Consider the following 12021-nt stretch of genomic DNA (forward strand, 5'->3'; position numbering starts at 1 on the left):
GAAGCGCAGCAATGCGTGCAGCTGACGAGTACTAATAGGTCGAGGGCTTATCCTAAGCTTCTTATTAAGAGAAGCAACTTCGTGAGCAAGACAAAGCTAAGGATTCAACATTCGCATCCAGTTTTCAAAGTGCAAATCACTTTGTCATATTCCCTGATAGCTCAGTTGGTAGAGCACTCGACTGTTAATCGAGTTGTCACAGGTTCGAGTCCTGTTCGGGGAGCCATATAGAGAGGTGTCCGAGTGGTCGAAGGAGCACGATTGGAAATCGTGTAGGCTCTAACCGGGTCTCGAGGGTTCGAATCCCTTCCTCTCTGCCATATTAGTTAGGCCCGTTGGTCAAGGGGTTAAGACACCTCCCTTTCACGGAGGTAACAGGGGTTCGAATCCCCTACGGGTCACCATTTCTTCGGAAAAAGATTAAAAAAGCCTTGCAAAATATGAAGAAGTGTTGTATGATATAAGAGTCGCTTGTTCGGAGGCTTAGCTCAGCTGGGAGAGCATCTGCCTTACAAGCAGAGGGTCGGCGGTTCGATCCCGTCAGCCTCCACCATTAACTTAATACTGACGCGGGGTGGAGCAGCTCGGTAGCTCGTCGGGCTCATAACCCGAAGGCCGCAGGTTCAAATCCTGCCCCCGCAACCAATTTCAACTTCGGATTGCTGCCGAAGAAATCGTGTGGAGCCGTGGTGTAGAGGCCTAACATGCCTGCCTGTCACGCAGGAGACCGCGGGTTCGAATCCCGTCGGCTCCGCCATTATCATTCAGCAATTAGGCTCGGTAGCTCAGTTGGTAGAGCAAAGGACTGAAAATCCTTGTGTCGGCGGTTCGATTCCGTCCCGAGCCACCATTTTTGAAAAGTGAATATGCCGGTGTAGCTCAGTTGGTAGAGCAACTGACTTGTAATCAGTAGGTCGTGGGTTCGACTCCTATCGCCGGCACCATGTTTTATGGAGGATTAGTGAAGTGGCTAAACACGGCAGACTGTAAATCTGCTCTCTCTGAGTTCGGTGGTTCGAATCCATCATCCTCCACCATTATAGGGGCATAGTTTAAAGGTAGAACAAAGGTCTCCAAAACCTTTGGTGTGGGTTCAATTCCTGCTGCCCCTGCCATTTTTTCTTCTTATGGCGGTCGTGGCGAAGTGGTTAACGCATCGGATTGTGATTCCGACATTCGGGGGTTCAATTCCCCTCGATCGCCCCATGATTTTATTGGGGATTAGCCAAGCGGTAAGGCAACGGACTTTGACTCCGTCATTCCCAGGTTCGATCCCTGGATCCCCAGCCATTTATATGCGGAAGTGGCTCAGCGGTAGAGCATCGCCTTGCCAAGGCGAGGGTCGCGGGTTCGATTCCCGTCTTCCGCTCCATCATGGCGCCATAGCCAAGCGGTAAGGCAAAGCTCTGCAAAAGCTTTACCCCCAGTTCGAATCTGGGTGGCGCCTCCATCTTTAGTTAGTTGATAGCTTCATAGTTAGCCGGTGTGGCGGAATGGCAGACGCGCGCGACTCAAAATCGTGAGGGAAACCGTGGAGGTTCGAGTCCTCTCACCGGCACCATCTTTTTAAACAACAAAGTCTTATGCAGATTACATGCATAGGCTTTTTTTGTTTTTAGATTTGGAATAAGGTATGTACAAGTGGTTATAATTCATTGCTCTTAATGATCTGTATATTAGACTAATCCAGCTGCGGGATGTTATTAGCGTGAGAGAGGACAACCGAAAAATGCCAGTGCAGCGGTATCAATAATTAAAGCTGTCATGTCAAACTGACTCGTAATAAATCGGGGTAATATATCAAGAAAGGGCGATCCGATTATTAATCGGATCGCCCTTTTTATGCATGCTGTTTACTGAACTGTAGTTGCTTCTTCTTTTGGAGCTGTTGCCGCATCTTCAGGCTTGTCCTCTTTAACAAGGGAGTTTTCGATCTTAGCCTTAGATTTGAGTTCTTCGATGAATGGTTGTGCGAGTTCATTGATTTTGTTCATCATGAGGATGTTTTTGATCTCTTCTTTTTTCTCTTCGAACGTAGGGTTAGCAGCAGCTTTATGGTCAGTTACTTTAATGATGTGGTAACCGAATGAGCTTTGAACCGGTTGGCTAGTTTCGCCGACTTTAAGTTCGAATGCAGCTTTCTCGAATGCTGGGTCCATTTGGCCTTTGCCGAAGTAGTTCAGGTCGCCGCCAGCATCTTTGGAGCCAGGGTCTTCCGATTTTTCTTTAGCAACAGTTGCGAAGTCAGCGCCGTCTTTCAATTGCTTGAGGATTGCGTCAGCTTCTTCTTTTGTTTTCACAAGAATATGGGAAGCACGTACTTGTTCAGGCGTTGCGAACGATTGTTTGTTTTGATCGTAGTAGTCTTGAATGTCTTTGTCTGTAACGTCTGCTTTTTTGCTAAGCAGCTTACGCAGTTTTGCTTGCTTCTCGAGGTCAGGACGAAGGTCGTCAACCGTCATGCCGTTTTGAGCAAGTGTTTGCTTAAGCTTTTCATCATCTAAGCCATATGCTTGCTTGAGGGCTTCAAGCTCTTTATCGATATCGGCTTCGCCAACGACCAGGCCTTGCTTTTGGAGCTCTTGATCCATAAGTTCTACGTTGATCAAATCATCAAGTGTGACTTCGCTCATTTTTTGCTGGCCAGTTTGGCCGCCGCCTTTTACAAGAAGGAGAGCATCGTAAAGTTGTTTTTCTGTAATTGCTTTACCGTTTACGCTTGCAACATTCTCGCCTTTGTCGTCACCTGCATAGGACAAGGTGGCAACAAGAATCAAAAGAATGAGAAGTACGCCACTTACGACCCATCCAAATACGCCGGAAGCGCTGGATTTTGGTTGTACTTTAGGTTCAGTAGCAATGATGTGATTTTCGATTGCATCTTGCGATTGCAATTCTTCGTTTTGCTTATTTTCTTCAGTCATGATTAGGTGGTGCTCCTCTCTAATGTTTAAAACTGGGTGACCCCGTCTTACTACTATACCAGATTAAGCAAATTCTAACCTTAAGCGCAAATAAAAAAACGTGGAGGAAAAAATAAAATGAAAGCGAATACATACAAATACAGGAAGTGAGAGTATAAGGAGTGGAGGCGAAGCATGCCTTTTGTCCAATCGCTAAAGATGAAACTGTTATTAAGCTTTGTCGCAGTTATTGTACCGCTAGTGCTTTTCATGCTCGTAAACAACTTGTATGCGAAACAGGTCGTGCGAGAAAAGGTCTCGGAAACATATCGCAATACATTGGATATGTTCGTGAAGCAAACCGACAATAACTTGCATGAGGCGAGCGAGTATTTAATGAAGATGGCGGTGTTGGACAGTGAGGTAGGCTTGTTATCTTCATACCCGTACGGAACGGACAATTATGTATTAACGAAAGTGAACATCTATAACACGTTGATGCGGGACGTTGGTTTTTATGATTTGCTTGATACGATTTTTTTGTATAGTGAAAACGATGTTATTATTGGTACGCGCAGCAATGATTACGAGATGATGAAGAAGCTATTAAGGGATCATGTTCCTGATGTGATCGAAAACGATTTACATCAACCAACAATGGATTATTGGCAGTTGGCCAATGATGAACGCATACCTGGCAGCTCGATGATGATAAAGACGGTTCATGTGACGGATAACCTATATGTAGGGGCGATCATTCGGGTACAGGATGTAGCACTGAATCTTGGCATGCAGTGGAGCGAGGGAGATATCGCAGATAGCGGGTTGTACCTAAGACGAGGCAATGAGATCATACGGCCACTTAATGGCGGGGAGGGACCCATTCAACTAGAAGGAACGAAGATGGACGGAAGTTTATCTTATATCACACAACAAGGGGAGCGAAGTGACGACAATTATTTAGTGATGTACAAAGGAAGCCAGACAGCTGACATGGCATATGCAATTATGCTGCCAGAGAAGTCCATGCTGCAAAATCTTCCGTTTTTTCAGATGGCGTTTTATTTCCTGCCAATCGGAATAGCTATTTTACTGCTGTTGTATCTCATCTTTGTCCGGCGGGTCATGTTTAAGCCATTAGGTGAGTTGATTGTTGGAATGAAAAAAATATCGCTTGGCATGCTGGACGTTCGCCTGAAGTCGGACAAGACGATGGAGTTTGTCTTTCTAGCGAATACGTTTAATACGATGGCGGAGCAAATCAAGTCATTGAAGATCGGCATGTACGAGGAGCAGCTTCGAGTGAAGCATGGTGAGCTTAAGCAACTGCAAGCGCAGATTAATCCCCATTTTTATATGAATACGTTGAACATCATCTATAACCTTGCAGCGCTTAAGGATCATGAGTCAGTTAAAAAAATGTCACTTCACCTCGCTGATTATTTCAGATTCATTATGAGGGCTAACCGCGACACGATCACGTTAGATGAAGAACTGCGCCATATTGATAATTACATTACGATTCAGGAAATGCGATTCCCGAATAAGTTGGCTATTACTTATGCTATCCCAGAGCCGTTGAAAAGCTTTCCGATCCCTGCATTGACCGTACAGCCTTTTGTAGAGAATGCAATCATACATGGTTTCAAAAACCGTAAGCAGCTGTTCGTTATTCACATAGCTGTAGAGCAGGAGGCAGATTTGGATAGCGGATTCTATCTTACGATTCGGGATAATGGGATCGGGTTCCCTCCCGAAGTGTTGAAGCTGCTTAATGAAAAACAACCGTTGGCTGAAGGGGAAACAAGCCGGTTAGGCATCGTGAATGTGACCCATCGCTTAAGCTTGCATTATGGTGCAGGGGCTAGTATCCGTTATGCAAACGGTGAGGAAGGCGGCGCAGCGGTTACGATCATGTTCCCAACGATGACAGGCAATGCAGTTGCAGTTGGATGAGGGAGGCGGAAGTTTGGGCTATCATTTGTTAATTGTTGATGACGAAGATATTGCGATTCGCGGCATTGTTCACGGGATGGACTGGAGCGATATGCCGATAGCTAACATTTATACAGCTAGCGATGCAGAAGAGGCTCAGGAGCTGTTTAACGAGCATACGATTCATGTCTTGCTATCCGATATTGATATGCCTAATCAAACAGGAATCGAATTGCTCAGCTGGGTGAATTACAATTCCCCATTAACGAAGACTATTTTACTGACTGGGCATGCCGATTTTAAATATGCGCAGCAGGCGCTGCAGCTTGAAGGGTTTGACTATTTGTTAAAGCCAGTGGACCATGTTCATTTGAAGAAGGTCTTGATGCAGGCATTGGATAAGGTGAGGCTACAGGAGGAGCATGATTCGTTCCATAAAACATATGAGCATTATTTCCAGCAGTGGCATAAGCAGCTTCCCGTTATGGCAGAACGGCTGTGGGAGGATATCATCCATTGGAGGCAGTCTGTTGCCCCACAGCAGCTTAATCCGCAGCTGCAGCTGTATGGCATTCCGGTCCAGGCTGACACGCCAATTGTTATTGTGCTAATTAGTATCGAGCAATGGCAAGAGGAGTGGACGGCGCGAGATGAGGAAATTATGGCGTATGGGGTTAAAAATGCAGCAGAGGAAGTCATCCTAAAAGGCTTGTTCGGACAGGCAGTTCAGGATGCGAGCGGAGCGTTGCTTGTACTGCTCTATGAGCCTGGGAAAGTCGATAAAGCGGAGCTGGACAGTCGCTGTCGTTCTTACATCGAGCAATGCGGTGCTTATCTGCACTGCCGTTTATCCTGCTATATAAGCGCGCCTGCAGCTGTTGCAGAGCTGCGTAATGTCGTAGGCCAGTTAACGGAGCTAGAAAAAAGCAATCTAAACGAAACAGCTGTTGTCGTGCATGAAAGAGAACGAGGCGAGCTAAAGCTTCGTTCGTCATCTAATTTGTATCCGCCGTTAGAGGAATGGGCAGTCTTGCTGGAGTCGGGCAAAAAAACAGAGTTAATTCGCAGCGCGAATGTATTTTTCGATCAGTTGATTGAGGGGCAGAAGGGGGTCGATTACGTCCATATCGTTTCGATTTACTTTGGCATCGTGCATACGGTGCTCCAAACGTTTCAGCGCAAGTCGTTGGATGTAGAAGCAGCATTCCCTCAGCAAGGATGGGAGGAAGGCGGCCAAGCGCTAAAATCGCTGTTCGGGCTGAAAGGCTGGACTTTGCAAGTTTGTGCGCAGGCTGTCGAGTATATCCGATTGAATGGGAAGGACGTATCCCGGGTTATAAGGAAGGCGCAACAGTATATTGAAGAGCATTTCGAGGACGAGATTAGCCGGGAAGAGCTGGCTGATTATGTGTATTTGAATCCGGCCTATCTCTCGCGTTTGTTCCGTAAAGAAACCGGCCAATCGATCACAGACTATGCTACCGAGCGAAGGATCGCCAAAGCGAAGCATTTATTGGAGCAAAGCAATGACCGCATCAGCGATATCGCAGTGTCAGTAGGCTATAGCAATTTCTCGCATTTCTCGAAGCTTTTTAAGAAAGCGACAGGCGTGACGCCGCAAGAGTATCGCCGAATGTTTCAGCAAGTCGACTAGCGCGAAGCAAACAAGTCACTAGAACGTTAATAAGGTCACGGTGAAGATAGAGCGCCGTCGCCTTTTTTTTTTACAATGAAATAGACCGAAACGGAGCTGATCAGTGTCGGGAATAGGAATGAAGCAGGGGGACATTCGATGGCAGCACTCACACGCAATATGCGGAAATACGGAATGTTTTACATCATGATGCTTCCGGGATTTTTGATCTTGCTGGTCAACAACTACATCCCAATGCTCGGAATTGTAATTGCATTCAAAAATATGACTTATCAGCATTCGAGCATTTTGATGAACCTGATCGACAGCAAGTGGGTAGGGTTCGAGAACTTTAAGTATTTGTTCAAAACAAGCGATGCTTGGGTTATCACGCGCAACACGCTGCTCTATAACTCGTTGTTTATCGTCTTGAATCTCATTATCCCGGTTGCATTCGCGATTATGCTCAATGAGCTGAGAAGCAAGTATCTGGCAAGATTTCATCAATCGGTTATTTTCTTGCCTTACATTTTATCTTGGGTTGTTGTCTCGTATCTCGTGTACGGATTGCTGCATGATAGAAACGGCTTTATAAACACGACGATCCTGCCATACTTTGGCGTAGATCCGGTTCAATGGTATTTCAAAGTGGAAGCTTGGCCGTTCATAGTCCCGCTCGTCAACACGGTCAAAAATGTAGGCTACTACATGGTTATCTATATGGCGGCTATTATCGGCATCGATGATGAGTATTACGAAGCTGCAACGATCGACGGGGCGAACAAATGGCAGCAGATATTGAAAATTACAATTCCATTGCTTATCCCGATCATGATCATCATGACGCTCCTGCAAATCGGCCGCATCTTCTACGCAGATTTCGGTTTGTTCTACCAGGTTCCCAAAGAATCGGGACCGCTGTTCCCCGTTACGAATGTGGTGGACACTTACGTCTACCGAACGTTCCTGGCTATGGGCGACTCAGGGTTATCATCCGCAGCAGGGCTGTATCAGTCGGTGGTCGGGTTTGTCCTCGTATTTTTATCCAATTGGTTTGTACGGAAGGTAGATAAAGACAGCGCATTATTCTAACGGTTAAAGGATAGGAGCATTATTTTGTGGGAGGTAGCACCATGGACTCGCCAGTGGAAAGAGCGCCATCGCGGCCTGTGAATTCGTTGAATCCAGTCGGCGACTGGACGATCAAAATCATTTTCTTTCTTTATTCCGCACTCTGTATTTTTCCTTTGCTGCTCATTATTATGGTGTCGCTTTCCAACGAGCAGGATGTCATAAGGGAAGGATACAAATTCATTCCGATGCACATTGATTTAAGCGCCTATAAGTTCGTGTTCGAGGACTGGCAAAACATTGTACGCTCCTATGGGGTGTCACTGTTTGTGACTGTTGTGGGCACCGTGTTGAGTTTGATTACGATGGCTTTGTATGCGTATCCGATCAGCCGCCCTGATTTTCCGCAGCGCAAGTTTTTCACCTTCTTCGTCTTTTTCACGATGTTGTTCAATGGGGGGCTCGTCCCTTGGTACCTCGTATACGTGAGAATGCTGCACTTGAAAGACAGCATCTGGGCGCTAATTCTGCCTCTGCTTGTGTCCGCCTTCTTCGTCCTCATCATTCGTACCTTCTTCCAGACGACGATACCGGGAGCCATTATAGAATCGGCCAAAATCGATGGAGCGGGAGAGTTGTACATTTTCTTCCGAATCGTACTGCCGTTGTCGATGCCAGTGTTGGCTACTGTAGCCCTATTCAGCACTTTGAACTACTGGAATGATTGGTTCCTAAGCTTGGTGTTCATCACCAAAGAGGATAACGTCAGCCTGCAGTATCTCATGTACAAGACGTTAACAAACATCCAGTTCATGCTGAGCCACAGTGACGCAATTAGCACGATTGGCGGGGCAGCCAAATTCCCGAGTGAAACTGTTCGGATGGCTATGGCTGTTATCGGCGTCGGCCCCATCATTTTTGCTTATCCATTTTTCCAAAAGTACTTCGTCAAAGGCTTAACCGTTGGGGCGGTCAAAGGGTGAAGTTGGATCAGGCTGTTACCGGTTAGAACCGGTGTAGCATATATAAAAACGATTCTGGGAGGTCAATTGAAATGATGAAGGCGACAAAGAGTGCTTCCATGCTGCTCATGCTTGCTTTATCTTCAACGCTAGTTTTGTCAGCATGCGGCAGCAACGAGCCAGATAAAACAGAAGAGCCGGCTTCGACTGCTACGGATAAGACAGAAACGGCTGCGGGCGATACGGACAAAGCAACAGAGCCTGCCCCTGCCAATTCAGAATTGAAGGAATACAAGCTGACGATGGTATACCCTGGCGGCACGCAGGATGATGAAGCGAAGATTGAAGATGAAATTAATAAATATTTGAAGAATAAAATTAATGCTACGATTGACCTTCAGCCAATTGACTGGACAGCTTGGGAAGACAAAGTGAACCTGATGATTGCTTCGCGAGATCCTGTCGATATTTATTTCACAGCACAATGGACCAAATATGCGGTAAACGTTGGCAAGGGCGCATTCCTCGATCTCGGGCCCTTGTTAAAGGATTACGGGCAAGATATCGTAAAACCACTTGATCCTGTCTTCTTGGAGGGATCCAAAATCAATGGCGTAAACTATGGTGTCCCGACTAACAAAGAACTTGCTGCCCAAGGCGGTATCGTATACCGCAAAGACATCGCACAGGAGCTAGGCATTGATATGAGCAAGGTGAAGTCGATTCAAGACCTGGACGCTGTATTCGCAACTGTGAAGGCTAATAAGCCTGAAATGACGCCGTTGTACCTGTTGAAGGGGGAGAATTTCGACGCTCATTATTTTGGAAACTTTGATGCATTGGGCGATACGTCTGTTCCGGGTGTATTAATTAAAGATGCGGCGGAAACGACAGTTAAGGCGAACTATGATACGCAGCGTTATGTGGATACGTTAAAGCTGACGCGCGGCTTCTTCGTGAAGGGCTATATTAATAGCGATGCAGCAACTACGACGACGATGAACAAGGATGCGCTTAAAGCGGGGAATGTGTTCGCTATGACGTCTGCCTTGAAGCCTGGCAAAGCGAAAGAGTTGGAAACAGAGCTCGGCTTAGTTGGCAAACTGGATCAAATCGAGTTGAATGAGAAAACGGTATCGACGAGTGAAACGTCCGGTTCGATGCTTGCCGTTTCGACCACATCGGGCGATCCCGCTCGTGCAATGATGTTTATTAACCTGCTTCATTCTGATAAATATCTGAACAACCTGATCAACTTCGGCATTGAAGGCCAGCATTTTACGAAAAATGGTGAAATCATTACGCCTACAGATAATACGAAACATTATGCGCCAGGCGCAGCATGGATGTTCGGCAATCAGTTCTTGAATTATGTATGGAATTCGGAGGACCCAAACAAATGGGAACAATTCCGCAAGTTTAATGAAGGGCCTAAAGTATCGCCAGGGCTTGGCTTCGTGTTCGACAGCGAGCCAGTAAAAGCGGAAGTGGGCGCAATCGTCAATATTGACCGCCAATACCAGACCGCTCTGGAAACAGGATCAGTCGATGTTGACAAAGTGCTGCCTGAGTATAAGGACAAATTGCTTAAGGCTGGAGTGGAAAAGATTTTGGCTGAAAAACAATCGCAATTCGATAAGTATCTCTCCGAGAAAAAGTAACTCCCCTGCTACCCATAATTGTATCTGCAAATCCACCTCACTCGCTATTGGAGGTGTCCTAAAGCCACAACGGCTTGGGGACACCTCCTTTTTGCTGCAGCATTTGGCGTTGGTGCAATCCAGCAGCTTGCTCATTGTAGTTCGCACAATGAAACCAATGGGAAATAACACCTGCAAATGAAGCCGGTAAAGAGGTCTTAATGGCGTTCCGCCCTTGGGTTGGCAGGTCCCCCGACCTAGGTCCAGTCCGAAAAACAGCCGTGAGTCTGTTTTGGATAAACGCGATTCCACCTAGAATAAGGACATAAGGTTAACGCAGACAAAAACGAAAGGCGGTGTTAAACGATATGAATATTCAATCTAAAAAAGGTCTCGTACTAATCGCGATTGGCGCTGTAATCGCACTTCCGATTATCGGCTTCAGCATTGGCTGGGTTCTCAAGCTTCTGTTCCCGTTCATTCTCGTCGGTCTTGGGGTGGTTGGCTGGCGGAACGGCAATCGAATCTTCGGCGGCTTGTTGATCGGCTTTGGCGGCCTGATGGTTCTCGGCAAGTTCCATACGCTGATCTTGCTCATTGCGGCCATCGCATTGGTCGCTTACGGCGTGTCACTTGTAAAAGGAAGAAGATCTTAACCATTAGGATCATAGAATAGGATGAACGAGGAGGGCGGAAACCGATGAGTATTATCCGACGTGTTCGTGACATTACAGTCGCGACGCTAAATGAACGGCTGGAGAAGGCAGAAGATCCTGTTCGGCTCATTGATCAGTTTCTCTGGTCAACGCGTGAAGAAATTATCCAAAGCGAGAAGCTTTACCGGCAATATGCAGAGCACAGCCTGCACTTAAAAACACAGTGGCTGCAAGCAGAGCAACTGAAAGATAAGCGGGAACAGCAGGCGATGACAGCACTTCGTGCAGGGGAAGAACATTTGGCACGCATCGCGCTTCAAGAGAAGCAGTCAGCCGAAGAGCGTGCAACTCAATATCAAGAGCTGTATGAGCAGTCGAGCCAAAGCGTTCTCGAGCTGGAAGACCAATTGCGAGAGCTTAGAAGCGAGTACCAGTCGGTCTATGACAAACGAGAGTATTACGCAGCCCGGATGGAATCCTTGAGGCTCCAACAACGGATGAATGCTCGGTATGGCGGCCAAGGGCAGGAACCAACAAGCATGTTCCGCCGGCTGGAGGACCGTATCAACGATATGGAGCTCGAGGCCAAAAGCCTTCGTGACCTTCGCCGGATGGGAAGCGAGTTATTGTCCGAAGCGGGGCAGAAAGTGCAATCCGTTGTTGAGCGTGAGCTAGAACAGCTTAAGCGTAAGCTTGAAAAAGAAGGGTGGTCGTCCTCGTCATGAGCAAGATGTATCGATCGTATCGGGATAAAAAACTGTTTGGCCTCTGTGGAGGCCTCGCGGAATGGATGGGTGTCGACGCGACGCTAATTCGGATCTTGATGATCGTGTTGGCCGTTTTCTCAGGCGGGGTTGTCATTCCAATCTACATCCTTGCAGCATTTGTTGTCCCTAGGGACCCGTATTACGGGAATCCCAACTATAACCCTTATGGGGGTTATGGGAACAATCAAGGCCAAGGAAACCGTAACTTTTATGGCAACGGCTTTGGCCAACAGCCAGGCAACAATGGATTTAATGGAGCGCCATTCGGTGGCCCTAATGGCCATCAAGCAGGTGGACCGTATTCGAATCCACCGCAGCAGCCGCCATACGGCAGCACACCACCGTCGTCCCAGTTGGATTCTATGATGGAAGATTTGGAGCGTAAAGCGCTCCGCAAGGAATTAGATGAATTGAAAGCCAAACTAGCGAAGTATGAGAAGGGAGAGTTTTAAAT

The 12021-nt window shown here is 47.0% G+C and carries 9 protein-coding genes and 15 tRNA genes; 23 read left to right on the forward strand and 1 reads right to left on the reverse strand.

Annotation, left to right across the window (positions count from 1 at the left end):
- The first annotated feature begins 150 nt into the window (after nucleotides 1-150).
- The 15 genes from GON22_RS23085 to GON22_RS23155 all read left to right on the forward strand — a co-directional run bounded on the left by GON22_RS23085 (nucleotide 151) and on the right by GON22_RS23155 (nucleotide 1561).
- Nucleotides 151-226 (forward strand) — tRNA-Asn (locus GON22_RS23085).
- Between the two features lie 3 nt (nucleotides 227-229).
- Nucleotides 230-320 (forward strand) — tRNA-Ser (locus GON22_RS23090).
- 9 nt (nucleotides 321-329) lie between these two features.
- Nucleotides 330-404 (forward strand) — tRNA-Glu (locus tag GON22_RS23095).
- 73 nt (nucleotides 405-477) lie between these two features.
- Nucleotides 478-553 (forward strand) — tRNA-Val (locus tag GON22_RS23100).
- Nucleotides 554-568: 15 nt separating this feature from the next.
- Nucleotides 569-645 (forward strand) — tRNA-Met (locus GON22_RS23105).
- 35 nt (nucleotides 646-680) lie between these two features.
- A tRNA-Asp gene (locus GON22_RS23110) sits at nucleotides 681-757 on the forward strand.
- 17 nt (nucleotides 758-774) lie between these two features.
- A tRNA-Phe gene (locus tag GON22_RS23115) sits at nucleotides 775-850 on the forward strand.
- A gap of 18 nt (nucleotides 851-868) precedes the next feature.
- Nucleotides 869-944: transfer RNA gene (locus tag GON22_RS23120), tRNA-Thr, on the forward strand.
- A gap of 8 nt (nucleotides 945-952) precedes the next feature.
- A tRNA-Tyr gene (locus tag GON22_RS23125) sits at nucleotides 953-1037 on the forward strand.
- A 4-nt stretch (nucleotides 1038-1041) separates the two neighbouring features.
- Nucleotides 1042-1115 (forward strand) — tRNA-Trp (locus tag GON22_RS23130).
- A 15-nt stretch (nucleotides 1116-1130) separates the two neighbouring features.
- Nucleotides 1131-1206, forward strand: a tRNA-His gene (locus tag GON22_RS23135).
- 9 nt (nucleotides 1207-1215) lie between these two features.
- Nucleotides 1216-1290: transfer RNA gene (locus GON22_RS23140), tRNA-Gln, on the forward strand.
- Between the two features lie 7 nt (nucleotides 1291-1297).
- Nucleotides 1298-1372 (forward strand) — tRNA-Gly (locus tag GON22_RS23145).
- Nucleotides 1373-1376: 4 nt separating this feature from the next.
- A tRNA-Cys gene (locus tag GON22_RS23150) sits at nucleotides 1377-1450 on the forward strand.
- A 29-nt stretch (nucleotides 1451-1479) separates the two neighbouring features.
- Nucleotides 1480-1561, forward strand: a tRNA-Leu gene (locus GON22_RS23155).
- A 292-nt stretch (nucleotides 1562-1853) separates the two neighbouring features.
- On the opposite strand, the gene GON22_RS23160 is transcribed toward GON22_RS23155, so the two are convergent.
- Nucleotides 1854-2924 carry a peptidylprolyl isomerase gene (locus GON22_RS23160; RefSeq protein ID WP_160398467.1) on the reverse strand — a complete coding sequence of 357 codons (1071 nt, stop codon included), beginning with the start codon at nucleotides 2922-2924 and terminating at the stop codon, nucleotides 1854-1856.
- Nucleotides 2925-3098: 174 nt separating this feature from the next.
- On the opposite strand from GON22_RS23160, the gene GON22_RS23165 reads away from it, so the two are divergent.
- The 8 genes from GON22_RS23165 (at nucleotide 3099) to GON22_RS23200 (ending at nucleotide 12019) form a co-directional block, all read left to right on the forward strand.
- Nucleotides 3099-4859 carry a sensor histidine kinase gene (locus GON22_RS23165; protein WP_160398468.1) on the forward strand — a complete coding sequence of 587 codons (1761 nt, stop codon included), beginning with the start codon at nucleotides 3099-3101 and terminating at the stop codon, nucleotides 4857-4859.
- A gap of 13 nt (nucleotides 4860-4872) precedes the next feature.
- The gene (locus tag GON22_RS23170) at nucleotides 4873-6492 is read left to right on the forward strand and encodes a helix-turn-helix domain-containing protein (RefSeq protein WP_160398469.1); all 1620 of its coding nucleotides are present in this window, start codon (nucleotides 4873-4875) and stop codon (nucleotides 6490-6492) included.
- A gap of 138 nt (nucleotides 6493-6630) precedes the next feature.
- Nucleotides 6631-7563: an ABC transporter permease gene (locus GON22_RS23175; protein ID WP_237179319.1), complete on the forward strand. Its 933-nt coding sequence runs from the start codon at nucleotides 6631-6633 to the stop codon at nucleotides 7561-7563.
- A 41-nt stretch (nucleotides 7564-7604) separates the two neighbouring features.
- Nucleotides 7605-8525, forward strand: a complete 921-nt coding sequence (locus GON22_RS23180) for a carbohydrate ABC transporter permease (RefSeq protein ID WP_160398470.1) — start codon at nucleotides 7605-7607, stop codon at nucleotides 8523-8525.
- 71 nt (nucleotides 8526-8596) lie between these two features.
- On the forward strand, nucleotides 8597-10165 hold the full coding sequence (locus tag GON22_RS23185) for an ABC transporter substrate-binding protein (RefSeq protein ID WP_160398471.1): 1569 nt from the start codon (nucleotides 8597-8599) through the stop codon (nucleotides 10163-10165).
- 347 nt (nucleotides 10166-10512) lie between these two features.
- Nucleotides 10513-10800 carry a LiaF transmembrane domain-containing protein gene (locus GON22_RS23190; protein WP_160398472.1) on the forward strand — a complete coding sequence of 96 codons (288 nt, stop codon included), beginning with the start codon at nucleotides 10513-10515 and terminating at the stop codon, nucleotides 10798-10800.
- A 44-nt stretch (nucleotides 10801-10844) separates the two neighbouring features.
- Complete coding sequence (locus GON22_RS23195; RefSeq protein WP_160398473.1) at nucleotides 10845-11525, forward strand: PspA/IM30 family protein; 681 nt, start codon at nucleotides 10845-10847, stop codon at nucleotides 11523-11525.
- On the forward strand, nucleotides 11522-12019 hold the full coding sequence (locus GON22_RS23200) for a PspC domain-containing protein (RefSeq protein WP_160398474.1): 498 nt from the start codon (nucleotides 11522-11524) through the stop codon (nucleotides 12017-12019). Before GON22_RS23195 ends, GON22_RS23200 begins: the two co-directional genes overlap by 4 nt.
- Nucleotides 12020-12021: the final 2 nt, after the last annotated feature.

The organism is Paenibacillus sp. MMS18-CY102, assembly GCF_009789195.1.
In the GTDB taxonomy this organism is placed as follows: Bacteria; Bacillota; Bacilli; order Paenibacillales; family Paenibacillaceae; genus Paenibacillus_T.